The sequence below is a fragment of the Hyphococcus sp. D3-15 genome (genome assembly GCF_055809375.1).
Genome location: NZ_CM147910.1, coordinates 3,902,584 through 3,927,299 on the forward strand (window position 1 = coordinate 3,902,584; position 24,716 = coordinate 3,927,299).

Here is a 24,716-nt window from a genome sequence, read left to right on the forward strand (position 1 = left end):
TTATGCTCTTTTTGAGCAGATGTTAAGGTCCCAACCCGAAGTCAGGCCGACGCATCTTCAATAGCGTGCATATCCGCGTCGGAAAGCCCGAAATGATGGCCGATTTCGTGAACCAGCACATGGGTCACCAGCTCTTCAAGGCTCAATTCCGCGCTCTCGCGCCATTCATCGAGGATGGCCCGGCGGTATAAATGGACATGATTGGGCGGCGCCTCGTCGGCTTCGCCAAAGGCGACGCCTTCAAACAGGCCGGAAAGCTCCAGCGGATCGACAATGCCGAGATCGGCGAGAATGTCTGGCTCCGCCTCTTCCGCCGTGTGCACCACCACATTGCCGCATAGAGCGCGGAACGCTACCGGTAGGCCCGCATAGGCGGCCCGCACAAGGCGGTCGAACCCTTCAAGATCCGGCTCGGTCAATTCACCGTCTCATCAGGCATGCCGACCGCATCGAAGATTTCTTTCACCAGCGGTCCGACCGCCGCCATGCCCGGCTCGCCGCGCGTCATGCCGGTCCGCACGATGACCATGCGTTTTTCCGGAATGATGAAAACATACTGCCCCTCATGACCGGCGAAGAAATACATCTCTTCGCTTACGCCGGGGAAAAAACGTTCGCGGGTTTCGCCATCGAGATTGAGCCAGAATTGCGCCCCATACTGACCATCGGACGCCGCCCCCGGTTCGCGCACATAATCGGTCCAGCCCTCAGGCAGCAGGCGTTCGCCATTCCAGACGCCGTCCTGAAGATAGAGCTGTCCGAGACGCGCCCAATCGCGCACCGTGCCATAAACAAAAGATGAGCCGATGAATGTGCCTGATGCGTCGGGCTCAAGGATGATGCTCGACGCGCCGATCGGTTCAAAAATAGCGTCATGGGCGAAGCGGTAAAATTCAACGCCCTGATCCGTCAGCACCTGACGCAAGGTCCGCGCAATAAGGTTCGCTGTGCCGCTGGAATAATACCAGACCTCGCCCGGCGCATGCTCCATCGGCATCCGCGCGGCGGCCGCGCCCGCATCGGCTTTTTCAAACAGCATGACATTCACGTCGGAGCGCACTTCGCCATATTCCTCGCCAAATGCGAGGCCCGACTGCATGCGCATCATATCGTTCCAGGTGATCTTCGATTTTTGCGCATCGCCCGCCCATTCGGGGACCGGCGCCGGATCGTTGATGTCGATGAAGCCCTGCTTCACCGCCGCGCCCACAAGCGTGGTGGTCACGCTTTTCGCCATGGACCATGACAGGAACGGCGTCGTCGCCTCGAACCCGTCCGCATAGCGCTCATCGACGATCTTGCCGTCGACAACCACGAGGACGGCGCGATGGTTTGTTGTGTTTTCGTCAAAGGCGCGCGTCAAGGCGAAAGCCAGCGCGCCATAATCGACACGCATGATCGCCTTGCCGGAAACCGGCGGCGCCTCCCCCAGGGTTCGGCGGCGAAGCCCGGCGGCGGCGCGGGCAGCGGCGCCACCCGGCCGGCATTCGCCAGGGTGCAGCCATATCCTTCGCGATAGATCGCCCGGGCGCGCCCAAGCCCGAACGGACCACGGGCGCGAACGGCGTTGGCGTTCTTGTCGACCTTGACCGACAATTGCGCCATCGCCGCGGGCATGCCCTTGAATTCCCCATTGATCACGGTCTTTGCATCGCGGCCCGCGATGAAAACTTCAGAGCAGGTTATCTTGGCCTTATAGCCGGCGCCAATGCGCGCCAGGCGGTCCGCTTTGACCCCGGCATAGATGACGCCAAGGGCTGCGAGCGCTCCCAGACCGGCGAAAATTTTGTGCTGTGTTTTCCATTCCGTCATGGCCGCAAGCCTAAACCAGCCCGATGCGACCGCAAAGCGGCGAAAACAGCCTATTCGGGCGCCGCCTGAATGTGGACGCCCCGCAGCTTTTGCGCTAGTCGAATGCGCAAAGTCGGAGACACTCATGGATAAGACCTGCAAGGACGCGCGCGAAGCCCTCGACGGGCTGCTTTTTGACGGCATGACGATCATGTCCGGCGGATTTGGATTGTGCGGCATTCCGGAAAACCTGATCGCCGCGCTGCGCGATTCCGGCGTGAAAGACGTCACGTTCATTTCCAACAATGCGGGCGTTGACGATTTTGGCCTCGGGCTGCTGCTGCATACGCATCAGATCAAGAAAATGATTTCTTCCTATGTGGGTGAAAACAAGGAATTCGAGCGGCAATATCTCGCCGGCGAGCTGGAGCTGGAATTCAATCCGCAAGGCACGCTGGCCGAACGCTGCCGCGCCGGCGGCGCGGGCATTCCCGGTTTCTACACCAAGACCGGCGTCGGCACGCTGATCGCGGAAGGCAAGGAACACAAGGACTTTAACGGCGAGACCTATATTATGGAGACCGGTCTGGTGGCGGATCTGTCGATTGTGAAAGCCTGGAAGGCCGACCCGCAGGGCAATCTGCTTTACCGCAAAACAGCGCGCAATTTTAATCCGATGATGGCGACAGCCGGCAAAGTCACCATCGCCGAAGTCGAGGAAATCGTCCCGCTCGGCAGCTTCGATCCGGACAATATTCACACGCCCGGCATTTACGTGCAGCGCCTGATCAAGGGCGAACACGAAAAGCGCATCGAAAACCGCACCGTCCGGACCCGCTAATTCATGGCGGCGACGCAATATCTGTTCATTATTGGCGCGCCGAAAGCTGGGACCACCTCCTTCGCGAGCTGGCTCTGTCAGAATGACGGCTTCTTCGAGCCCGAATTCAAGGAGCCCGGTTACTTCCGCGACCAGCAGGACAGCTATGTGCTCAACGCCCATGGCGCGCGCACATCGACCAAGGTCAATTTCGATTTTGAAAAATATCTCGCCCTGTTCGAAACCGCGCGCGACGACCAATGGGCCATCGACGCGTCCACCGATTACCTCTCCTGCGAGAACACGCCGGACCGCTTGAAGGAATTCGCAAAAGGACGGTCGGTCAAACTTTTGTGCATGCTGCGCGACCCCATAGACCGCGCTTTTTCCGAATATCAGCATACGCGGCGCGATGGCCTGGAAACCGTGAGCTTTCGCAAATCGCTGGAGCTTGAACCAAAACGCATCGCCGAAGGCTGGCAGCCGCTGTTTTTTCATCAGCGCCGCAGCCGCTATTATGCGGATATTGCGCGATACCGGGAGGCTTTCGGCGACGATCTGCTGTTGCTGGATTACAAAGCGCTGGCGTCGCCGGAAGAAACCGCCGACACGGTATCGCGTTTCATGGGCGCCGCCGTCGCGCCGCGCCAGCCGCCCCGCCTGAACCAGTCGAATGAATTTGTCGATCCGGGCGTTTGGGCGGTCCGCAAAAACCCCGCCCTGCGCTTTATCGCCGACAAACTTGCGGGCACGCAATTGCGCGAAAAAGGCCGCGACGTCGTAGACGCCGCCTTCCGCCGACAATTGAAACTATCGGACAGCGAAAGGGCTTACTTCTATTCCCTGCTGAAAGACGACATTGACGCCTGCCTTGCGGATGAAACCATCCCCACCGGCAGCTGGAACACGGCCCGAATGGCGGCGAGCCCGCAAAAGACCGGATGAAATGAACCGGCGGCGAATGCCGATATTGCGTTTGCCGCCCCATGCTGACAAAAAACGGATGTAAAGAAGGGAACTTGCTATGCCCTGGGATCGCAATCAGATGGCCGAACGCGCGGCCAAAGAACTTGAAGACGGGTTTTACGTCAATCTCGGCATCGGCATTCCGACGCTGGTGGCGAATTACATTCCCGATGGCGTCGATGTCACGCTGCAATCGGAAAACGGCATGCTCGGCATGGGCCCCTTCCCTTATGAGGATGAAGTCGATCCCGACCTCATCAATGCGGGCAAACAGACCATCACCGAATTACGCCGGACGTCTTATTTCTCCAGCGCCGACAGTTTCGCCATGATCCGCGGCGGCCATATCGACCTGTCGATCCTCGGCGCTATGGAAGTCTCCGAAAAGGGCGACCTCGCCAACTGGATGATCCCCGGCAAAATGGTCAAGGGCATGGGCGGCGCGATGGACCTCGTCGCCGGCGTAAAGCGCGTCGTCGTTGTCATGGATCACGCCTCAAAAGCGGGCGACCCGAAATTGCTGCATGATTGCGCGCTGCCGCTTACCGGCAAGCAAGTCGTCGATATGGTGATCACCAATCTCGGCGTGTTCGAGATTGAGCGCGGCAAGGGCATGAAACTCACTGAACTGGCGCCCGGCGTCACGGTCGATGAGGTCAAATCCATGACCGAAGCCACATTCGACGTCGCCGTCTAGGCTTATTGCTGCAACGCTAGAATGACGCCGCCATCGGCGTGACAGTGCTCTCGCTGTCATGCACATCCTTGTGCACGATACAGCGCAGCAAATGGGCGAGCGCTTTTTGGTCGCCGCTCATTTTCATGCGGGATTTCGCTTCCTCTAGCGTCAGCTCCATCCGGAATGATTGCATGATGGTCGCCACATCGGAAATGATCGTGGCCACAGCCGGGCCGTCGCCGCCGCGGCGCACCGTCATCTGTCCGTTCATATTATAGATCGTATAAGGAAAATCATCGATCAGGATATGGGCCACATAATTATTGTCCGGCTCCGGGCAATAGGCGGCGAAAATTTCGATCGCCAGCGCAACCGAGTCCGGCTGCAAATTATCCGTGTAAATGCACTCGCGCGCCGGGGATGATTCCGGACGTTCCATAAAATACAGGATCGACCATTTCATCAGCGTGCGAATGGTTGGCCGCAGCGCCTCGCCGGTGTCGGTCAGCCGGTAGCGCCCTCGCGCATCGCCGGTCGACACCGCGTCGATCAACCCGGCCTCTTCAAGTTCCTTCAATCGTTTGCTCAACAGATTGGCGCCGATGCCCGGCAGCGCCGCCTGTAAATCGCCGAAACGCTGGGGCCCTAAAAACAGATCCCTTAGAATCAAAAGCGTCCAGCGCTCGCCCAGAAGGTCGAGCGCGTGAGCCAAAATACAATCCTGATTATATGTGCGCGCCATTCGGCGTCCTCCACGTCTTTGTTCCGGCAGTTTTTCTTAACGTATTACAAGCGCCGCTACTTTGTTCTGCTTCTAACAAAATCGCAGCTTATGTACAAAATATATTTGACACTTCATTTTTATATAGTAAACTCCACCGTGTTTTCAATCGGCGAATATAAAACATGCGCCAGGCCGGGCGCCTCAAATGGAGAAACCCTATGCGTAACAATATCTTCGCTGGCGCCGCCCTTTGCGCCGTCGCGTTCGCAGCCGCCCCCGCTAACGCCGCCGATTGGCCAAAACAGGTCGGAATTTGCGCCGCCCACGCGGAATCGCAAGGCGTCGTCACCGCCGGCGAATATCGTGCGAAATTCCTCACAGGCTCAGGCGCCGCAACCAAAACCGTCGCTATCGAGCTCCGCCCGGACCAGGGCGAAGCCATCACCGCCGAATGCAAGATCCGCCGCGGCGAAGTCACCGAATTTGCGGTCAAAGCCTAGAACCGCAAATACCCTGTAACGGGCGGCGTCCCTGTCACTACGCGCCCGCCCGCTGCAGGCAAGACCCCAAAATCAACCCTGAAAACTGGCGCCCTTGTATCGGGCGCCGTTTTTTTATCCGCCGCGTTCCACAACCTCGCCCGGCGCGTGTTGCGGCGCCGGGACCTGCGGGCTAAAGGGTTACGCGTACGGAGTTTTTTAAGATGACATGGACACCTCAAAGCTGGCGCGAGAAAGCCGCGCTGCACATCCCGACTGACTATCCCAACCCGGACGCGCTGGCTGCCGTGGAAAAGGAACTGTCGAGCTATCCGCCGCTGGTATTCGCCGGCGAAGCCCGAACTTTGCGCTCATCGCTTGCGCAGGTCGGCCGCGGCGAAGCGTTTTTGCTCCAGGGCGGCGATTGCGCCGAGAGCTTTAAGGAATTCCATCCGAACAATATTCGCGACACCTTTCGCGTGCTCCTGCAGATGGCGGTCGTCCTGACCTTCGGCGCCGCCATGCCGGTGGTCAAAGTCGGCCGCATCGCCGGGCAATACGCCAAACCACGCTCCTCGCCGGTTGAGAAAATCGACGGCGAAACCCTGCCGAGCTATCGCGGCGACAATATCAACGGCATGGAGTTCGAATCCGGTTCGCGCACGCCCGATCCCCAAAGGCTGCTCAAGGCCTATGGGCAGGCGGCGGCGACGCTCAACCTTATTCGCGCTTTCGCCTATGGCGGTTATGCGGATTTGCGCAACGTCCAGAAATGGAACCTCGAATTCGTTTCCGGCAATCCGCAGGAAAACCGCTATCGCGAGATCGCCGACAAGATTTCGGAATCGATCACCTTCATGGAAGCCTGCGGCATTGACGGTTCGACCGTGCGCGCCATCCGCGAAGTCGATTTCTACACCAGTCACGAAGCGCTGCTGCTCGGTTTTGAAAGCGCCATGACGCGCGTCGATTCCACCACAGGAAAATGGTACGACACCTCCGCGCATATGGTCTGGATCGGCGACCGCACCCGCCAGCTTGACGGCGCGCATGTGGAGTTCTGCAGCGGCATCGAAAATCCGATCGGCATGAAATGCGGTCCGAGCCTTGACCCGGATGAGTTGCTCGCGCTGCTCGACGCGCTCAATCCGAAAAACGAGGAAGGCCGCATCGTCCTGATTTCACGCTTCGGCGCCGGCAAGGTCGAAGAAGGACTGCCTGCGCTGGCGCGCGCCGTGACGCGTGAAGGCCGCAATGTGGTCTGGTCCTGCGATCCGATGCACGGCAATACGGTGAAGTCCGGCAATGGCTATAAAACCCGCCATGTGGACGCGATCCTGTCGGAAGTCGGGTCGTTCTTCGATGTCTGCAACGCTGAAGGCGCTATTCCCGGCGGCGTGCATTTCGAAATGACGGGGCAAAATGTCACGGAATGCCTCGGCGGCTCACGGGAAATCTCCGAAGAAGACCTTCACTCACGCTACCACACACATTGCGACCCCCGCCTGAACGCAAGTCAGGCCCTTGATTTGGCCTTCATTCTTGCAGACCGGTTCAAGGCGAAACGCACTGCCGGCGCCTAATCGCCAGCTTGTGATCAATTTGTCATAAACTGCTCGCTTCACATCAGGCGAAACAGGTGGAAATATAGTGTGAACGCCCTAATAGTTGAGGGGTGCTTCTCCTTAAGATGACGCAGGCTAAGATAATATTGGGAGCGGTGTTCTCAGGGGCCGTTCCCGCCGGTGCGGGGCGCAACTGGCGGAGTGTATATTGTGAAAGAGCCCATCAAGATCGGCGTTGCAGGCGCCGGTGTGTTTGGCGGACACCACAGCGCAAAAATTTCTGCGCATGAGAACGCGTCCCTAATCGGCATATTCGATATTGACCAGAACCGCGCAAACGCCTTGGCGGCGCGGCTGGATGTTCCAGCTTTCTCAGACTACAGCGCATTTCTCGCCGCTGCGGATGCGGTGGTTATCGCCGCTCCGGCGAGCGCGCATTTCACGCTGGCGCAAGGCGCGCTGGCCGCCGGCAAGCATGTGTTCGTCGAAAAACCAATCGCTCTTGATACCACGGACGCCGATAGGCTGATCGCGATAGCGAATGACAAAGGCGTTGTTCTGCAAGTTGGGCATCAGGAACGTTATGTCGCCGAGGCGGCGGGCCTGCTCGCCATCGGGAAATCTCCGGTGAAGATCGACAGCGTGCGCCGCACCGCCGCGTCAGGGCGCTGCGAAGACGTATCCGTCGTCCTCGATCTGATGGTGCATGATCTCGACCTCATCCGGAAACTGACTGGCGCCGAGATCGAAACCGTTGCCGCCAGCGGCGACGCCCATGATGCGAAAGCGGAATTGATCCTCTCCAATGGCGCGACAGTGACTCTGGCGGCGAGCCGCCGGGCCAGCACGCCGGAACGGCGCATGACGCTGGTCTATGAAGACGGGATCATTGAATTCGACTTCGTCAATCGCAAGACCGCCAACACAACGGGCACAACCCTTCACAGCAGTTTCGACATGGACGCGCCGCCGCTGGCCTTCTCCGATCCGCTCGGATTTGGCTCAGACGCCTTTATTCGCGCCATTGCACGCTCGCAAACACCGATCGTCACCGGCGAGGATGGACGCAACGCACTGGATTGGGCGCGGCGCATTGAGGCGGCGGCGGACATCGGACTTGCAGATGCGTTCGAAGCAAATGAAAGATTGAGGGCATGAACAGCGTCGTCAATCTTTCCATCGCCGGCAAATCCCGTGTCGGCGACATTGCTTTCATTGATCTGAAGGCTCAGCAGCAACGCATCCGTCCGGCGATTGAAAAACGCCTGCAGAATGTGCTCGATCATGGCCGTTATATCGCCGGCCCGGAAATCGACGAGCTTGAAGACTTGCTGGCGGAGCGCACCGGCGCTTCAACCGTCATCGCCTGCGCAAGCGGCACGGCGGCGCTGATCATTCCCTTGCTGGCGCGCGGCGTCGGTCCGGGCGATGCGGTCTTTGCGCCAGCCTTTACTTACAACGCCACGGCGAACGCCATTCTTCTTGCGGGCGCGACGCCGGTCTTTGTCGATATCGACCCGAACACTTTCAACATCTGCCCTGTCGATCTTGAGCGCCGCGTCGCCGCCGTGCGAGCGGAAGGCAAATTGCAGGCGCGCGCGGTCATTCCGGTGGATCTGTTTGGTTCGCCGGCGGACTATCGGGCGATTTCGGCGACCGCTGACCGCGAAGGCTTGTTCCTGTTATCCGATGGGGCGCAAAGCTTTGGCGGCGAACTTGACGGCCGCGAAGTCGGCGCGCTGGCGCCGGCCACCGCCACCAGCTTCTTTCCGGGCAAGGCGCTCGGCGCCTATGGCGACGCCGGCGCGATTTTCAGCCGCAACTCGCTGGACAAGGAACGCTGGGCGTCGATCCGCTGGCACGGCACGGATGAAGCACGCAAAGAATCGGTGCGTGTTGGCTTTAACGGCCGCATGGACAGTTTTCAGGCGGCGGTGCTGCTGGAAAAACTCGCCATCTTCGATGATGAGCGCAAAGCGCGCCGCCGGATCGCGGCGGAATATGATGCGCGCCTCGCCCAAGTCGCCAAGCCGCAAGCCCATGTGGACGGCGCCGAGTCAGGCTTTGGCTATTACTCCCTGCGCGTCGCCAATCGCGACCACATGGTCAAGCAACTCAAGCAAAACGGCATTCCCACGGCGATCTATTACACGACACCGCTGCATCTGATGCCGGCATTTGCCGACTTCGCGCCGGCGAACGGCCTGCCGGTGACGGAAAAGGTCGCTTCGGAGATTTTCTCCCTGCCGATGCATCCGTACCTCACGCCCGATCAGGTCGATTTCATCTGCGAAGCGGTGATCGAAATCGCCGGCGAACAGGCGAGCTAGCGCGCGTCTTCCCGCTCCGGTTTTACGTAACGCCGATGCATCAGATGCTGGCCGGCTTCCGGCCCGGCGTCGATCTGCGCCAGCAGGCGCTCGCGGTCCATCGAGCGGAATTGCTGGATATAGTCCTCGATCACCGGCGCCTCGAGCCCCATATGCAGCAGGGCCTCGCGCGCCATCATGATCGACGACTCCAGGGTTTCGCGAACGATCACATCCGGACCCAGCTTGCGCAATTCGATTTCATGAAACCGGTCATGGGCGACCGCGATCAGCGTTGCATTGGGCAGCTTCTCGCGCAGCATCGTCACCGCGAGATTCACCGATGGCGGATCGTCCATACACAGAATAATCGCTTTGGCGTCCGCCGCGCCGGCATTCATGAGCATGTCGAGACGGGCGCCGTCGCCATAATAGACCTTGAAGCCAAAGCGTTCGGCGTTGCGAATGTGACCGGGATTGCGGTCAATGGCGACGATCTCGACGCCCGAATTCACCAGCACCTGCGACACGATCTGGCCCATGCGCCCGAAACCCACAATCAGCGCATGATCGCGGCCGCCTTCCGGTTCATCGAGGCCGTCTGCGCTCTCGCCGGGATCGCTCGCCATGCGCGCCGCCAGCGCCGCCAGCAAAGGCGTCAGCGCCATCGACAGCGTGACGACCGCCGTCATCACGCTCGCCTGACCGGTCGTGAACAAGGCCGAGCCGACGCCGAGGCTCAACACGACGAAGGAGAATTCACCGCCCTGAGACAGGGTCGCCGCGGTTTTCAGCGCCGTCTCCCGCGCGGTGCCCGTAATCCGCGCCAAAGCGTAGAGAATGATCGACTTGATCGAGACCAGCCCGAGCGCGCCGCCAATCACCACCGGCCAGAATTGCAGGATCAACGACAGATCGAGCCGCATGCCGATGGAAATGAAAAACAAGCCGAGCAGCAATCCGCGAAACGGTTCGATATCGGTTTCAATCTGGTGCTTGAACGAGGATTCCGCGAGCAGAACGCCGGCGAGAAACGCGCCGAGCGCCATGGACAGCCCGGCCCAGGCGACCGCCAGGGACGTAATCGCCACCACAAGCAGCGCCGCCGCCGCAAACGCCTCGCGCGAGCCTGATGATGCGACCAGGCGGAACATCCGGTCGAGTCCGAATTTGCCGATAATGGCGACCGCGGCGATCACCCCGACGGATTTGAAAATCGCGATCCAGTCCGCGCCGTCGCCGCCCGCCCCGGCGATGATCGGCACCGCGGCAAGCAGCGGGATGACCGACAGATCCTGAAACAGCAACACCGCAAAGGACTGACGCCCGTAAGGCGTGCTCAATTCGCCGCGATCCTTCAGCCATTGCAGCGCAAAGGCGGTTGACGAAAAGGCGAGCGAAAAACCGGCGATGGCGGCGGCGGGCGGCGGCATCACCCCCGCCATGACAAACATGCACGCAATGGCCGCGCCAGTGAGACCCATCTGCGCCGCGCCCAGTCCGAAAATCTGCTGGCGCATGGACCACAGGCGCGACAGCGAAAGCTCTAGCCCGATAACGAAAAGGAAAAGCACAACGCCAAGTTCGGCGATGTGAAACACGCCCTCCGCCTGATGCAGAAGATTGAGACCGAAAGGGCCGACCGCAATGCCGGCGGCGAGATAGCCAAGGATGGAGCCGAGTTTGAGCCGATTGAAAAGCGGAACCGCGATCGCCGCAGCGCCGAGATAGGTTGCAGACTGAACCAGGAAGTCGCTTTCCGCCGCCGCCATAGGCTCCTATCGCATCCTTTCGTTAGCTAATGCCTTTCAACTCATCGAGACCTAGGGCCAGATTGACATTCTGGATCGCCTGCACCGCCGCGCCTTTGAGGAGATTGTCCTCCGCTGCGATGACAACCGCATGTCCGCCATCCTCGCTGATCGTGAAGCCGCCGATGAGAACACCTTTGCGGCCTGTTCCATCCTTAAGTTCGGGCGGCGCATTGCGCAAGGCGATGAGCGGCTCACGCCCGTATTTTTCTTCATAAATTTCAGCAAGCTTCGCCGCATCGATTTTCTCCGCAAGCGGAATATGTGCGGTGACGACAATGCCGGTGAAGGCCGGATGCACATGCGGGGTGAAGCGCACTTTCGTACCCAGATGGCGGGTCGCTTCGCGTTCATGATTATGACCGGTCAGCGAATACGGCATCAGATTATCCTTCAGCCGTTCGGGATCGTTTTTCGGCGACGGCTTGGTGCCCGCGCCGGAATAGCCCGAGACGCCGAAGACCGACGGCACGCCACCGAGCCGCGACAGCAGCGGCGCGATGGCGAGCTGCAGCGCAGTTGCATAGCATCCGGGATTGGCGATCCGGGTCTTGCCGGCGATATTCGCGCGATTGAGCTCCGGCAATCCGTATGCCCAGTCATCATTGAAGCGGTAATCCGCCGAGAGGTCGACGATGATGCGCTGCGGCGCGAGCCGGTCGATCGCCTCCACATAATCGGCGGCGGCGCCGTCAGGCATGGCGAGGATCACCACATCGGCGCGGCGGTTCGCCACTTCTTCCGGCGACAAAGCTTCGAAGACGCATTCGTCCTTGTCTTCCGGCGCGATGTCGGCGACCGGGCGGCCGGCGAATTCGCGGCTCACCGCATAGGCGAGCATCAGTTCGGGATGACCGGCGATAAGCCGGATCAACTCGCGGCCCGTATGGCCGCGCGCGCCGACAAGACCGACTAGAAAGGGCGTGCTCATAATGCGTCATCCCCCACAAAAGACGGCGCCATGCCGGCGACGCGTTCGACAATGCGCGAAATCCGACCCCAATCCTGTTCGCCTTTCCAGAACACGGTCCACGGACCGGCTTTCACCGAACCGTCGGCGCTGTCGTGATAGAAGGCGTTAAACCCGTTCGAGGTGCGCGAGCGCCAGAAGAAACTCGGATTGGTTTTCGTAAAGCTGCGCCAGACCGTGCGCGACAGCCCCTCGCCGCGCGCATCCTCGACCACCGCGAATTTATCGAGATAGATGAAGTCATCGACCTTGGTCAGGATCGCCCCGGCGCGATAGCTCGCCGACATATAGACCTCATGCGGATCGACGCCGTCCCACCAATTGTCTTTCAGCTTGCGGCCGAATGCATTCTCGACCAGCGCTTCAGTGCGCGCGCGATCGATCTTCGCCTTGTCTTTCAGGCAATGAATGTCCTCGCCCATGCGCACCAGCGTGCCGGAGCCGCCATGGGTGAACAGCTCGCGGATCAGCCCGTCCGGCGTGGTGATCGAGACCGAAGTGGAAAGCGGCGAGGCTTCGAGCAGACGCTTGATCTCGTTCAGCTTGAGCCGCATGCCGCCCTCGACCCAGCTGGCGTTCATCAGCTTGTCGAAATCGGAGGCGATGTTGATCGAGTGCATCACCTTGCCATGCTTGTCCAAGAGGCCGCCGACGCCGGTGAGGAAGACGATCTTCATCGGCTGGAGTTCGGCGACCAGCGCGCGGGTCGCGCTATCGCCGTTGACATTGACCAGTTGCCCGCCGGGCGCAATGCCGAGACAGGTGATGATCGGCATGGCGCCCGAGCGCACCACCGAACTGATCAGCCCCTTACGGATGGTCGTCGGCTCGCCGACGAAACCGAGTTTGTCCTTGTCGAGATAATCCGCCTCGATCACCCCGGCGACCAGCCCTTCGGCCTCGACGCCCTGTTTGCGCACGGCCTCGACCAGCTTGATGTTCTCGCCGATGAAGACGTCGCGGGCGACATCCAGCGTCGCCTCATCGGTGACGCGCAGGCCGTCGATCTTTTTGGTCTCAACGCCGCGCTCATTCAGCGCCACATCGAGCTGCGGTCCGCCCCCATGCAGGACGATCGGCGTCAGGCCCACCGTATGCAGGAAGGCGAGCGCCGAGGCGGTCTCTTCGAGCTGTTCGCCGAGGATCGCACCGCCGATCTTGATGACCGCGAATCGCGACTGATCGACCTCGGAAAAGCGCTGGAGATAGGCGCGGATTTCCTTGCCGTCGCTCATATTGGAGAGCAACTGGACGATCGTCTGGCGCGTGAAGGCGGTCTGGGTCATGAGCTTGCGTCGGCCTACCAAATAACAGCGATTTCAGGCGCTTTGATGCGCATTCCACCCCTTCTTGTAAAGGGCAGGCCGGGTCCGGGCGGGAGATTTCCGGGCAGCAGACGCGGTGCTTAAGCATAAGCGGCTAGCCAGCCGCGCTTTATTCGCTGTTGATGTCTTCGATCACCAGGATCCGCGCCTCGCCGCGCGGACGGGCGATGTGCTCCTCGCCGTCTTCAATGGTCAGGGCGTCCCCGGCCTTCAGGGTGATGATCTTTTCCGCGCCGCCCTCGCGGACATGCATGTCGACGACGCCATCGACGACCATGAACACCTCACGGCCGGTATTGGCGTGCCAGCGATAGGGCTGATCGGTCCAATGCGCCTTGACCGCGATGTCGCCGAAACGCGCCAGCTCCTCGCTGCCCCATGGGCGGTCGGCTTTGAAGGATGTGACGCGGGTGAGTTTCATGGGTGACTCCGCTTTCGCCGCTCTTACCAATACACCCTTCGTCCTTCGAGGCAAAAATCCTCCATATCCTTCGAGACGCCGCACAAATGTGCGGCTCCTCAGGATGAAGGATTTTTTGACCCTTTGTTAAATCCGTCCCCTAGCGAAACGCCTTCATCCTGAGGAGGCGCTGTAGCGCCGTCTCGAAGGATCGACGCAGGGCGCGCACTTCGCTTGGACAAATCCTTAAGCCCATCCCAATCGCCGCGAATTAGCGCTTCTTTTTTCGCCCGGCTCCACCCTTTGACCTGACGCTCAAATGCGACAGCAGCGTCAAAGCGGGAGAACCATTCCGACCAGACGAGCTTTACCGGGAGACGTCTAGCGGTGTAAGCGTTCGGATATTGCTTATTGTTGTGCTCATGAACGCGCGTTTGAAGATCGTCACCCTGATATTTGCCCACATAATAGGAGCCGTCAGCGCAGCTCAGCATGTAAACCCAGACGGTGACTTGATCCACGACGCCCCTCTCTCTTGAATTCTTGGAGATAAAAATCCTTCATCCTGAGGGCGAGCGAAGCGAGCGTCTCAAAGGACATGAAGGATTTTTCTCCTCAGGATGAAGGGGGGCTAGCGCCGTTCACCCCACAACCGCCTTCATAATCGCCTTTTGAACATGAAGCCGGTTTTCCGCTTCCTCATAAGCGATGCAGTTCGCGCTATCGAACACCGCGTCGGTCATCTTCACATTGCGGCGCATGGGCAGGCAGTGAGAGACGAGTGCATTGTTGGTCATCGCCATTTTTTCTTCATCGACAATGAAATCCTTGTGGGCGTCGCGGATCGGTTTTTCCGGCGCCCAATTGCCGAAGTAAGGCAACGCGCCCCAGCTTTTCGCATAGACCACATCAGCGCCTTTATATGCGTCTTCGATGTTATGGGTGATGGTCAGCTTGTGGCCATGCGCCTCGGCGTCTTGCGTCGCCTGGTTGATATAGCGCTCATCCAGCACGTAATCCGGCGTCGGGCAGAGCAGCGTCGGCTGCATCCCGAATTTCGCAGCGATCATCAGCGCGGAGTTCGCCACCGCCGTATTCAGCGGCTTGGGGTGATAGGTCCAGGTGAGGACGAATTTCTTGCCGTCGAGCTGGCCCAGCCGCTCCTGCAGCGCCATCACATGGGCCATCTCCTGACAGGGATGGGTGATGGTCTCCATATTGACCACCGGCACCTCGGAATATTTCGCGAAGGCGTTGAGGATCTTGTCCTTGCGGTCCTCCTGCCAGTCGACGAATTTCGGGAAGGCGCGGATGCCGATCATGTCGCAATAGCGCGAGAGGACCTTGGCGGCCTCTTTCACATGCTCTTCCGCGTCGCCATCCATGACCACGCCGTCCTCGAATTCCAGCGGCCACATGCCGCCGGAGGGGGACAGGACCACCGCATGGCCGCCAAGCTGCTGGGCGCCCACATCAAAGGAGGTGCGGGTTCTGAGCGAATTATTGAGGAACAAGAGCGCCACGGTCTTGCCCTTCAGGGCGTCCCCGTGAGGAGAGGCTTTGAAGGTCCGGGCCTCGTCAATCATGGCCTGCAGGTCGGGGCGGCTCCAGTCCGCTGTGTTCAGAAAATGTTTCATCGGCGGTGTTTAGCGGTCAGTTCGGCCAATTCCAAGCTTCATCGGGCCAAATAGCGGGGAGAATTGGGGAAAATACCGCGCCCGCCAAAGAGCGATTCGGGCGTGACAGTTTCGAGCGAAACAGAATAGTTTCCAAAACGTTAACCGGTTCCCCGCTTGGCGGCGGGCGCGCCGGAATGGTAGTTTTGCGTCTCTTGAAAATTTTCGGCTCTTGCGGGTTTTCCCCCTGCATGCGCCGCCTCTGGAATCCGGGCCCTAAAATAAAAATGGCGGAAGAGTTTCAAAAAATGGACGGCGACAAGCTTGCAGCGCGCATTGACGCGCTCAGCCCGCGCCGTCTCGCCATTTTGACCGGCGCCTTCCTGATCGCGCTGGCCGCCCTGTTCATTTTCGAAATGAACGAGAAGGCGCATTTACGCGAAACCGAAACCCAATTGCGCCTGGCGCAAGCCGCCAGCGACGGCGCCGCGGCTCTCAACATTTCGATCATGACCGGCGCCCCGGTGCGCGACACCATGGCGAGCGTGCGGCCCGGCGGCTTCACCGCGCAATTTCATCTCTCGCCCTCCGGCGACATTCTGACGGCGGACGGGCGCACGGATCTGATCGACCTTCCCGCCGGCGCCGTGCGGGCGCTCGATCTTGACGGGGCGAACCATGCGCGCCTCGACCTGCCCGGCGGCGATGTCGCCCTCGCCTGGCGCCGTCTCGACAATGGCGATGCGTTTTTAGTCGCCGCGCCTGCGCGCGACATGTTCGACCGCTCGCGGGTCTGGGTTCTATACGCAATCATCATGGGCGCGATCACGCTGGTCATCGCCTCTTTGATGGCGGCGTTCATGCGCCAATCCCAGGCGGCCGCAAGCGCGGCGCATGCGCTGTCGACGCTCACCGATTTCAACGCCGCGCTGACCGGCGGGCGTTGTTCGCCGTGGTTTTACGATCACAAGGACCGCACGGTGCATCTGACCAAGGCGTTCCTGCAGCCGCTGGGGCTATCCGCGCGCGACCGCAAATTCACCATGCGCGAAATCTCCGCATTGGTGCATCCGCAGGATCTGCGCATGGCGATGGCGGTGATCTCCGGCGAGCCCTCCGGCGTCGCCGAGGGCGTTGTGCGCGTGCGCGAACCCGGCGGCGGCTGGTCGCGCAGCTATTTCCGCACCGCGCCGGACGCCACCCGTTTCCATCGCGCAGGGGTTGCCTTTGATCTGGTGGGCGCGGCGAATATCGCGCCGGGCGCGGCGATCGCCGAAACGCGCCTGCGCGATGCGATTGAAAGCATTCCCGAAGCCTTCGTGTTGTGGGATGCGCAAGGGCGTCTCGCCATCTGGAACAAGCGCTTCACCGCGATCTTCCGCATCCCGGCGAAAGTGTTGAAGCCCGGCCTGACCCTCGATGAAGTGGTCACCACCGCCGGGATCGCCGGCGACGTGCTCGCCGCGCATTTCGGCCCGCTTGACGATGGCGACGAGGAAAATATCGAGGTCGCCTTGCCCGGCTCGCGCTGGGCCCATGTCTCGCGCCGCAAGACGGCGGAAGGCGGCTATGTCTGCGTCGCCAGCAATGTGACCGACCTCAAACGCCGCGCCTGGGCGCAGAAGAAAAAAGAGCGCGAACTTCAGCATACGGTTGAAGACCTTGAAAGCTCGCGCAAGGAACTCTCCGAAGCGCTGCGCAAATATGAATATGAAAAATACCGCGCGGAAGAAGCGAGCCGGTCGAAGTCGGAATTCCTCGCCAATATGAGCCATGAGCTCAGAACGCCGCTCAACGCCATTAACGGCTTTTCCGAAGTCATGCAGTCGGAGCTTTACGGCCCGCTGGGCGACAATAAATACAAGGAATATGTCTCCGACATTCTTTCCAGCGGACGCCATCTGCTTGAGCTGATCGACGATGTGCTCGATATGTCGAAGATCGAGGCGGGCCGCCTGACGCTCGAACCCAAGCGCATCGAGCTTGAGAAAATCCTCAATGAATGCGTGCGCCTTGTGGCCAAACGCGCCGGCGATAGCGGCGTCAAACTCACCGCCTCCATCGGGCACGCTCCGGCGGTCTGGGCCGACTCCCGCGCACTGAAACAGGTGACGCTGAACCTGTTGTCCAATGCGCTGAAATTCACGCCCAAGGGCGGCGAAGTCACCCTCACCGCCGAGGCCGATCTTGATGGCGTGACGGTGATCGTCGCCGATTCAGGCTCTGGGATCGACCGCGCCAAGCTGATCAAGCTCGGCGCGCCCTTTGAACTGTCCGACAGCCATTTCGCCCGCGCCGGCGGCGGCTCAGGCATCGGTCTCGCTCTGTCGAAATCGCTGATGGACATGCAGGGCGGCATTCTCGCGCTCGCCTCCCAGCCGGGCAAAGGCACCGTCGCCTGCGCCACCTTCCCGCGCCGCAAGGAAGCGAAAGTCCGCCTGCCGCAATTCGTGCGCAAGGAAGCCCATGTGCTGACGGGCCGCGATCAGCCCCCGGCGCAGATCGTCGCGACCCAAGCGGCGGAGTAGCTGGCATATTTTTAGTATGGCCGATGAACACTTTATCGGTAGCGAACCCGGCACAAAACGAAACTACATTCTTAATTTCTAATGACAGCTTTTCCAGATAAAATATATGAGTACGAAAAGATAGCTTGTCAGACCACCGGGCTCAACAGCAGCTATTCTGGTACGTTCAGCGTAATAGAGGGCTGGGCTGAAATACAACTATATTCGTTTTCAAACGAAAAAATCGAAATTACACCTGAAACCGAATTAAACTTAATCCTTGCGAATGCTGCACGCGTTTCCGTCTTAGACAACACGGAGGTATCACACAGAGATAGTCGCGCAATTTGGCGCGAACAATCCGTAAGGCACTTTTCACTCTGGTCGAACTTGTCTGTATGCGGCAGCCGCATATGGCCAAGAAATAGCAAGGTTGAACGCATCACGTTCGAGATAAGCGACTCTGACATAGCGCTCTACTTACCACACAAGCTCGTCGAGAGTTTAAGAGCCGCTTCGTATTGGCAACACGCAAAACAAGATACAATTTCGGTAACTTGTCGTGATATACAAATCGACATCTTTTTTGGATTTAGCTCAGTATCTCCTGACAATTATTCGCAGTCAGTTACAGTACGCCCTATTATTTCAATAGGCTTTTTTAACCCTGTACCTGCAAAGCAAGCCGTCCAAGACGCCATCTCATTTGCTAGGTTCTTTTCCTACTCGATAGGAAAAAACGTAACCCCGCACAGCATGTGCATTTACGAAGAGGCGCCATACGGACCGCAGCACCCGAGAACGGAAAATTTTTTGCTTTTTGCATGCTTGCCAAAGCATCAAGACCAAGGTCAGCGCATCCTGCGCCACAAGACAATTTGGCATATAAATGACGAAGCATCCATGTCCCGAATCAGAAAAAGCATGCGCGTTTGGATGGATCGCCGTGACAAATGGCGCACTCTGTATGAACTCCTAGACGTACAACTTGGATATGGAAATGTATTTAGCGCCGAACGGCTAGAAAATGCCTTTAAAATGATTGAATCCGTTCCATACGAAGTCGATGCCGAAACTAATCACGATGGCGAACGAAAAAGCCGAATAGCCTCGCTAATAGAAAGGACAAAGCACGAGGCAAAACAGCTTGGCCTAACTGATAGAAACATTGAAACACGAATTGAAAGCCTGCTGCTCAAGCTAAATAGCGCAAGACCACGTCGTTTTACCTCTCTCTTCAACAGTTTGCAAAATCGATTTCCAACCTCACCGGAACTGTCACCGTGGCTATACGGTCAGGTCCACGACGCTTGGAAGACACGCGGCAGAACCGCCCACGGCGAAATATTTTTCAAAAACTACGATGAAGCTGAAAAATCTATATATTCGGTAGAAGCGCTCGCATTCTTTTTGATTGGCGCTGACTTAGATGTTGGTGACGACCCGTTAGGTACTATCGCTGACTCAAATGCAGTGGGTTTCTTTTCGACTAAATTCGGAACGCCTTCGCCGACTGAAATTGACCACTATATAAAAAAGCACCCTGAGTTTGCGGGAATCTACAAGTGAACCAGAATGGCAAAAGGCTAAAATTCAAGAAGCAAGGCGATCACCCGGCGCGCCGTGCGCGGGATTGATGTTTGCGCCGCGCCCTTGCGCAGGTCGGCGAGTTTGTCCGCATCAAGATAAATTCCGCGAAGGATCACCGCATCAGGATTTTCAACGACGCTGACATCAGCAAGCGGATCGCCATCGACAAGGATCAGATTGGCGCGATAGCCCGGCGCGACCTCGCCGGTATTGTCAAAGCCCAGCACCGCACCCGCATTCACGGTCGCGGTTTCCAGCGCCTCGTAAGGCGTCAGCCCCGCCTCCACCAGCAATTCCAACTCGCGGGTTAAAGAAGAACCGGGAACATTGACGAAGATGCCCGCATCGGTGCCCGCGACCAGCGGCACGCCAGCATCATGCAGCATCTTTGTCGCCTTGAGATAAAAGGCGGCGCGCGGCGCCTCGCGCGGCGCGGGGTCCATATTGCTCCAGAACTCATAGGTTCCCGCATCCAGCTTTCGCAAAAGCGGGTTGACCGTTTTCACGCCGGGCCGGTTGATATACTCGCCTTTGGAGTCCGCCACGCGCACCAGATTGGCGTGGGCGACCAGCGTCGGCGTCACAACATCGCCGGCCGCGGCGATCTGTTCGGCCAAAGCGCGCATTTTGTCGTCATCAAGTTCATCGCGCAGGCCGTGCCAGACAATCGACTCCACATGCTCAATGGTTTCAAAGCCGCGGCCCAGCGATTCTTCAAACGCAATTGCATAGGGCTTGTCATAAGGCACGCCCTCGTCCCTCACGCCCTCAGGCGTGTGACCGGAAACGCTCATGCCGCGCGCGGCGGCCTCATCAAGGATCGCGTCATAGGCTTCGCGGCGGAGGTTTGAATAGACTTTGAGCGCGCGGTAGCCGTCTTCATATTGTTCGGCGACGGCGGCGCGCGCTTCTTCGCCCGTAACCACAAGCTGGTGATTGTCCTGCTGATTGGGGCCGGGACTGTTCAGGATCGGTCCGGTGGTTTTCATATCCGGCCCGAGAATGCGCCCCGCCTCGATGCGTTCGATCAACGGCAGGTGAAACGGCATGCCCGACAGATTGCGCACGCCGGTCACGCCGTGAGCGAGATAACCGGCAAGCTCCGCTTCGTCCCAGATATGAACATGGGCGTCGATCAGGCCGGGCAGCAGCGTCTTGCCGGCGCCGTCTATCGTGACAACATCCTCCACCGCTTCCGGCGCCGACAGAGATCCGGCGGGCGCAATCGTTTCGATGACGCCGTTGGCGACGAGGACCGCGACATTGTCCTGCGCCTCCGGCGCGCCGGGCGCCATGGAAACGAGGCGCACATTGTCGATCAGGATCGCAGGCGCTGCGGGCGCCGGTTTCAGCGCGGAAGGATAGCCGGTCATTGCAAAGCCCAGCCACAACGCCAGCAATGCCAACGCGGATACGATCCCCATTCCAATGCGCCGCCAAATCATCGTTTTTCCTTCTCTGTCGGGGCTGCTGCGCCCCCATCTGCTGACCGAACATAAAGGTTATCGGCGCTGCGCTTGATTGTGAAGGTGGCGCCGGAAGTAATAGCACCGAGACTTGTCTCACGCGGCGCGCGCACCGTGATAGAAGGCGGGCAAGAAAACACAAACGGAGGATCCCATGGCCAAGATCGTCGGCGGCATCGCCACATCGCACACGCCCACAATCGGTTTCGCGCTTGATGCGGGCAAGCATGACGATCCGGTCTGGGCGCCGATCTTCAAAGGCTATGAGCCGGTGCAGAAATGGCTCGCCGACACCGCGCCTGATGTGTTGTTTTACATATTCAACGATCATATGACGTCATTCTTCATCGACCATTATTCGCATTATACATTCGGCGTCGGATCGGAATTTCCGGTCGCCGATGAAGGCGGCGGCGCGCGCGCCCTGCCGGCGCTGAAAGGCTATCCTCCGCTGGCGGAGCATATCGCCAAGGGCGTTGTCGCCGATGAATTCGACATCGCGACCTTCCAGAACAAGGGCCTCGACCATGGCTGTTTCTCGCCTTTGTCGCTGCTCTTGCCCCATGAGAAAGAATGGCCGCTGAAAGTCATCCCGCTGCAGGTGGGCGTGTTGCAATTTCCGGCGCCGACCATGCGGCGCTGTTACAAGCTCGGCCAGTCGATCCGCCGCGCGATCCAGCACTTTCCCGAAGACATCAAAGTGGCGATCGCCGGCACGGGCGGGCTTTCGCATCAGGTCCATGGCGAACGCTGCGGCTTCAACAACACGCCCTGGGACATGGAGTTCATGGAGCGGCTGGAAAAAGACCCGGAAGGCCTCCTCGACTACACCCATGCGGAACTCGCCGAGCTTGGCGGGCTTGAAGGCGCGGAAGTAGTGATGTGGATGATCATGCGCGGCGCCCTGTCGAAAGAGGTGAAGACGACGCACAAGGCTTACTACCTGCCCTCCATGTGTCCGATCGCGACGATGGTGATGGAAGAAACGTCGGACGAAAAACCCGAAGAGACCGATGCCGCCTATCTCAAGCGCATCGACCACCAGACCGCCGGCATTGAAAAACTTGACGGCACCTATCCCTTCACCATCGGGCGCGGCGTCCAGGCGTTCCGCCTTAACAATTACCTGCATAGCCTGATCGAACCGGCGGCGCGCAAACTGTTCCTCGAAGATGAAGAAGCAAGCTTTGAACAGGCAGCGCTAACCGAAGAGGAACGCAAGCTGGTGCGGGAGCGCGACTGGCGCGGGCTCATCCATTACGGGGTGATCTTTTTCATGCTGGAAAAACTCGGCGCTGCGGTCGGGGTTTCCAACCTGCATATCTATGCGGCGATGCGCGGCGAAACGCTGGAGGATTTCCAGAAGACCCGCAACGCGCAGATCATGTATTCGGTCGCCGGCAAGGATGAAGGAAAGACCGACTGGGACAAGAAACCGGCGGCGGAATAACCGCACGATAAATCCGCATCATCGTCCTTCGAGACACAAAAATCCTTCATCCTGAGGGCTTTCGCGAAGCGGAAGCGTCTCGAAGAACATGAAGGATTTTTGCTCCTCAGGATGAAGAGCTGATGCGGTTTGATCGTCCGGTTTCCTAGTCTTCTTCCGGCGGCGGAGGCGGTCCGTCTCTCTTGTGGTCGCCGCGGCCTTCGCCGATCTTGTCTTTCCAGCGCTTGCGCCGCTCGGCGCGCCGTTCATTCGCGGCGTCGATCAGGGCCTTGCGCTCTTGCGCCGGCACGCTTTCAAAAACGTCGAGGAACGCGTCGGCGAAGGCTTTTTGCTGGCGATCCTCGACCAGACGAAGCTCCTCCAGCTTGGCGTCGATCGCAGCGCGATCCCACTCCTCGGCGCTCATCAGCACGCCAAGCTCGCGGCGCAAGGCGCCCTTGGCGCGATGCTCCTCCCGCATCGCAGGTAATTGTTCACGGAAGCTTTCGCGAAATTGCTGATGCAATTCGGGAGACAGGTTCTCCGCATCGCGCAGGATTTTGAACGGATCGTCAAAACCGCCGCGCGGGCCATGTTTTTCGCCATGCGCCGGCGGCTGTCCGGCGATGATCCGGCCCGACATGTGACCCAGCGTGAAAACATTAATGCCGAGCGATATGAACAACAGCGCGCCAAGCGCAATCGCTACTCCGCGTCCCATGACAGGTCTCCATTTTCATCCAGCGTCGCAACCGAAAGATCATTCACATAAGCGAGCGCTTCATTTTCCGGCGACAAGACATCCTGCGCCGATGCGCTCATCACCCCGGTCGCCATCCCCAGCGCGCCAAGTCCCGCCAGCGCTCCGGCCGGGATCAGCCGCATGCCCGGCGCGAGCCCGCGCAGAAAATCGAACAGACCGGCCGGCGCCGCCGGCGCCTGGTAAGACGCCATGATGCGCCGCGTCAGATCTTCGCTCATGCGCGGCGCCGTCGCCGCATCCAGAAAGCTGTCTAGCGCTTGCGCCTCTGCAAGCATGCCTGCCGCTTCATCCGCATCCAGAATGTCGCGCAACTCGGCGCGCATCGCTTCCGGCCAGCGGGCCGGTTCAGCGCCATAGGCGTCCATGCAGCGACGCAACGCGTCGAGCTGGTCAATTGATAATTGCGCTTTCACCATCGTCCATCTTTCCCATCAAATGCTCGCGCATGGGCGCGAGCGCGTCACGCAGAGCCCGGCGGCCCCGCGCCAGGAGGGATTCAAGCGCATCCACGCTGACCTCCATAATTTCTGCGGCCTCGATATTGCTCAGCTCCTGATAGTGGCAGAGCGTGATCGCCATCCTTTGCCGCTCCGGCAATTTCTCCAGCGCCTCGTCAATCGCAAAGCGCCGTTCGCGCAGGAAGATCGCCTGATCCTGTCTGTCCGCGCTGTCGGCCTGTTCCGGCGCCGCATCCTCCGGCGCCTCGCGCTTTTTCTTGCGCAACTGATCGAGGCAGATATTCATCGCCACCCGATACAGCCAAGTCTCAAACTTCGCGCCTTGCGGCTTCCATTTTCCCGCATGCCGCCACAGCCGCAAAAACGTCTCCTGCGCCGCATCTTCTGCTGCGTGTTTGGAGCCGAGCATCCTGTAACTGGCGGCGTAAATCATCCGCGTATGCCTTTCCACAAGCAGCGCCGCAGCGGATTGATCCCCCGCTCCCGCGCGCCTGACCAGCGCCTCATCGCTATCGGTTTCCTGCTTCAACAAAGCGCCGGTCTGGGTTTGGTTCCGGTCCCGCCCGCCCCCAGCGGGGGCGAGACCGAAAAACGTCTAGAACAATTAGTCCTTGTCGCCGCCGCGACGGCCATGGCGGCCGCGCCGGTGATCCAACTCATCTTCGCTCAGAACGCCGTCGCCATTCTTGTCTTTTTTCTCGAAGCGTTCCTGCGCGGCGGCGATATATTCCGTGCGGTCAACGACGCCGTCGCCATTCGCATCCGGATTATGCTTCTCGCGGAATTCCGCGCGCTTGGCTTCGTGGAAGGCTTTCATCTCATCCTTCGTCACCGCGCCATCGCCATCGGCGTCCGCATCCGCAATGAATTTGGCATGCTTTTCGGACAGTTCATCCGCCGTCAGCACGCCGTCGCCATTCACATCCATCCGGTCAAAGCCCTTGCCGTGACCGCGGCCTTCTCCCGCCGCCATCGCAGTCGTCGCCATCAGCGCAGCGCCCGCGGCGGCTATCGTAGCTATCATGATCTTCTTCATCGAGGGGTCCTC

25 protein-coding genes are annotated in these 24,716 nt (G+C 59.5%); 10 read left to right on the forward strand and 15 right to left on the reverse strand.

Annotation, left to right across the window (positions count from 1 at the left end; translation table 11 throughout):
* Positions 1–41 precede the first annotated feature (41 nt).
* Genes AC0L8G_RS18755 through AC0L8G_RS18765 form a run of 3 tightly spaced genes read right to left on the reverse strand, consistent with a single transcriptional unit; the run spans position 42 to position 1,812 of the window.
* Positions 42–419 carry a metallopeptidase family protein gene (locus AC0L8G_RS18755; protein ID WP_473385684.1) on the reverse strand — a complete coding sequence of 126 codons (378 nt, stop codon included), beginning with the start codon at positions 417–419 and terminating at the stop codon, positions 42–44.
* The gene (locus AC0L8G_RS18760) at positions 416–1,396 is read right to left on the reverse strand and encodes a serine hydrolase domain-containing protein (protein ID WP_473385685.1); all 981 of its coding nucleotides are present in this window, start codon (positions 1,394–1,396) and stop codon (positions 416–418) included. The genes AC0L8G_RS18755 and AC0L8G_RS18760 overlap by 4 nt, the downstream gene beginning before the upstream one ends.
* The gene (locus tag AC0L8G_RS18765) at positions 1,360–1,812 is read right to left on the reverse strand and encodes a hypothetical protein (protein WP_473385687.1); all 453 of its coding nucleotides are present in this window, start codon (positions 1,810–1,812) and stop codon (positions 1,360–1,362) included. The genes AC0L8G_RS18760 and AC0L8G_RS18765 overlap by 37 nt, the downstream gene beginning before the upstream one ends.
* A gap of 124 nt (positions 1,813–1,936) precedes the next feature.
* Here AC0L8G_RS18765 and AC0L8G_RS18770 point away from each other — a divergent pair, with 124 nt between their 5' ends.
* The 3 genes from AC0L8G_RS18770 to AC0L8G_RS18780 all read left to right on the forward strand — a co-directional run bounded on the left by AC0L8G_RS18770 (position 1,937) and on the right by AC0L8G_RS18780 (position 4,274).
* The gene (locus AC0L8G_RS18770) at positions 1,937–2,632 is read left to right on the forward strand and encodes a CoA transferase subunit A (protein WP_473385688.1); all 696 of its coding nucleotides are present in this window, start codon (positions 1,937–1,939) and stop codon (positions 2,630–2,632) included.
* A 3-nt stretch (positions 2,633–2,635) separates the two neighbouring features.
* Entirely contained in the window at positions 2,636–3,556 is a 921-nt protein-coding gene (locus tag AC0L8G_RS18775) for a sulfotransferase domain-containing protein (RefSeq protein ID WP_473385689.1), read from the forward strand.
* Between the two features lie 79 nt (positions 3,557–3,635).
* Positions 3,636–4,274 carry a 3-oxoacid CoA-transferase subunit B gene (locus tag AC0L8G_RS18780; protein ID WP_473385690.1) on the forward strand — a complete coding sequence of 213 codons (639 nt, stop codon included), beginning with the start codon at positions 3,636–3,638 and terminating at the stop codon, positions 4,272–4,274.
* A gap of 16 nt (positions 4,275–4,290) precedes the next feature.
* Here the strand turns inward: AC0L8G_RS18780 and AC0L8G_RS18785 are convergent, their stop codons facing one another.
* Positions 4,291–4,998, reverse strand: coding sequence for a winged helix-turn-helix transcriptional regulator (locus AC0L8G_RS18785; RefSeq protein WP_473385691.1), 708 nt, complete (start codon positions 4,996–4,998; stop codon positions 4,291–4,293).
* Positions 4,999–5,198: 200 nt separating this feature from the next.
* Between AC0L8G_RS18785 and AC0L8G_RS18790 the strand changes: the two genes are divergently transcribed.
* The 4 genes from AC0L8G_RS18790 to AC0L8G_RS18805 all read left to right on the forward strand — a co-directional run bounded on the left by AC0L8G_RS18790 (position 5,199) and on the right by AC0L8G_RS18805 (position 9,354).
* Entirely contained in the window at positions 5,199–5,480 is a 282-nt protein-coding gene (locus tag AC0L8G_RS18790; RefSeq protein WP_473385692.1) for a hypothetical protein, read from the forward strand.
* A gap of 203 nt (positions 5,481–5,683) precedes the next feature.
* Positions 5,684–7,042, forward strand: a complete 1,359-nt coding sequence (locus AC0L8G_RS18795; RefSeq protein WP_473385694.1) for a class II 3-deoxy-7-phosphoheptulonate synthase — start codon at positions 5,684–5,686, stop codon at positions 7,040–7,042.
* A 192-nt stretch (positions 7,043–7,234) separates the two neighbouring features.
* Positions 7,235–8,182 (forward strand): Gfo/Idh/MocA family protein, encoded by a 948-nt coding sequence (locus AC0L8G_RS18800; protein ID WP_473385695.1) that lies wholly within the window; start codon positions 7,235–7,237, stop codon positions 8,180–8,182.
* Positions 8,179–9,354 carry a DegT/DnrJ/EryC1/StrS family aminotransferase gene (locus tag AC0L8G_RS18805; RefSeq protein WP_473385696.1) on the forward strand — a complete coding sequence of 392 codons (1,176 nt, stop codon included), beginning with the start codon at positions 8,179–8,181 and terminating at the stop codon, positions 9,352–9,354. The genes AC0L8G_RS18800 and AC0L8G_RS18805 overlap by 4 nt, the downstream gene beginning before the upstream one ends.
* On the opposite strand, the gene AC0L8G_RS18810 is transcribed toward AC0L8G_RS18805, so the two are convergent.
* The 6 genes from AC0L8G_RS18810 to AC0L8G_RS18835 all read right to left on the reverse strand — a co-directional run bounded on the left by AC0L8G_RS18810 (position 9,351) and on the right by AC0L8G_RS18835 (position 15,476).
* Entirely contained in the window at positions 9,351–11,105 is a 1,755-nt protein-coding gene (locus tag AC0L8G_RS18810; protein ID WP_473385697.1) for a monovalent cation:proton antiporter-2 (CPA2) family protein, read from the reverse strand. The two genes, AC0L8G_RS18805 and AC0L8G_RS18810, sit on opposite strands and share 4 nt — an antisense overlap.
* Positions 11,106–11,127: 22 nt before the next feature.
* Positions 11,128–12,078 (reverse strand): N-acetyl-gamma-glutamyl-phosphate reductase, encoded by a 951-nt coding sequence (gene argC, locus AC0L8G_RS18815; RefSeq protein WP_473388912.1) that lies wholly within the window; start codon positions 12,076–12,078, stop codon positions 11,128–11,130.
* Positions 12,072–13,400 carry an acetylglutamate kinase gene (locus AC0L8G_RS18820; RefSeq protein ID WP_473385698.1) on the reverse strand — a complete coding sequence of 443 codons (1,329 nt, stop codon included), beginning with the start codon at positions 13,398–13,400 and terminating at the stop codon, positions 12,072–12,074. The genes argC and AC0L8G_RS18820 overlap by 7 nt, the downstream gene beginning before the upstream one ends.
* Positions 13,401–13,548: 148 nt before the next feature.
* Positions 13,549–13,860, reverse strand: coding sequence for a cupin domain-containing protein (locus AC0L8G_RS18825; protein WP_473385700.1), 312 nt, complete (start codon positions 13,858–13,860; stop codon positions 13,549–13,551).
* 98 nt (positions 13,861–13,958) lie between these two features.
* Positions 13,959–14,360, reverse strand: a complete 402-nt coding sequence (locus tag AC0L8G_RS18830; protein WP_473385701.1) for a GIY-YIG nuclease family protein — start codon at positions 14,358–14,360, stop codon at positions 13,959–13,961.
* A gap of 120 nt (positions 14,361–14,480) precedes the next feature.
* Positions 14,481–15,476, reverse strand: coding sequence for an N-acetylornithine carbamoyltransferase (locus AC0L8G_RS18835; RefSeq protein WP_473385702.1), 996 nt, complete (start codon positions 15,474–15,476; stop codon positions 14,481–14,483).
* 287 nt (positions 15,477–15,763) lie between these two features.
* Here AC0L8G_RS18835 and AC0L8G_RS18840 point away from each other — a divergent pair, with 287 nt between their 5' ends.
* Positions 15,764–17,983 (forward strand): sensor histidine kinase, encoded by a 2,220-nt coding sequence (locus AC0L8G_RS18840; RefSeq protein ID WP_473385703.1) that lies wholly within the window; start codon positions 15,764–15,766, stop codon positions 17,981–17,983.
* 81 nt (positions 17,984–18,064) lie between these two features.
* On the forward strand, positions 18,065–19,531 hold the full coding sequence (locus AC0L8G_RS18845) for a hypothetical protein (RefSeq protein WP_473385704.1): 1,467 nt from the start codon (positions 18,065–18,067) through the stop codon (positions 19,529–19,531).
* A gap of 17 nt (positions 19,532–19,548) precedes the next feature.
* Here AC0L8G_RS18845 and AC0L8G_RS18850 read toward each other — a convergent pair whose 3' ends face one another.
* Positions 19,549–20,976: an amidohydrolase family protein gene (locus tag AC0L8G_RS18850; RefSeq protein WP_473385705.1), complete on the reverse strand. Its 1,428-nt coding sequence runs from the start codon at positions 20,974–20,976 to the stop codon at positions 19,549–19,551.
* A gap of 196 nt (positions 20,977–21,172) precedes the next feature.
* On the opposite strand from AC0L8G_RS18850, the gene AC0L8G_RS18855 reads away from it, so the two are divergent.
* Positions 21,173–22,468, forward strand: a complete 1,296-nt coding sequence (locus tag AC0L8G_RS18855) for a gallate dioxygenase (RefSeq protein ID WP_473385706.1) — start codon at positions 21,173–21,175, stop codon at positions 22,466–22,468.
* 145 nt (positions 22,469–22,613) lie between these two features.
* On the opposite strand, the gene AC0L8G_RS18860 is transcribed toward AC0L8G_RS18855, so the two are convergent.
* The 4 genes from AC0L8G_RS18860 to AC0L8G_RS18875 all read right to left on the reverse strand — a co-directional run bounded on the left by AC0L8G_RS18860 (position 22,614) and on the right by AC0L8G_RS18875 (position 24,692).
* Positions 22,614–23,168: a periplasmic heavy metal sensor gene (locus tag AC0L8G_RS18860; RefSeq protein ID WP_473385707.1), complete on the reverse strand. Its 555-nt coding sequence runs from the start codon at positions 23,166–23,168 to the stop codon at positions 22,614–22,616.
* A complete protein-coding gene (locus AC0L8G_RS18865) occupies positions 23,153–23,626 on the reverse strand; it encodes a hypothetical protein (RefSeq protein WP_473385708.1) in 474 nt (157 codons plus the stop codon). The genes AC0L8G_RS18860 and AC0L8G_RS18865 overlap by 16 nt, the downstream gene beginning before the upstream one ends.
* Positions 23,601–24,197 (reverse strand): RNA polymerase sigma factor, encoded by a 597-nt coding sequence (locus AC0L8G_RS18870; RefSeq protein WP_473385710.1) that lies wholly within the window; start codon positions 24,195–24,197, stop codon positions 23,601–23,603. The genes AC0L8G_RS18865 and AC0L8G_RS18870 overlap by 26 nt, the downstream gene beginning before the upstream one ends.
* Positions 24,198–24,272: 75 nt before the next feature.
* Complete coding sequence (locus AC0L8G_RS18875) at positions 24,273–24,692, reverse strand: EF-hand domain-containing protein (protein WP_473385711.1); 420 nt, start codon at positions 24,690–24,692, stop codon at positions 24,273–24,275.
* Positions 24,693–24,716 lie beyond the last annotated feature (24 nt).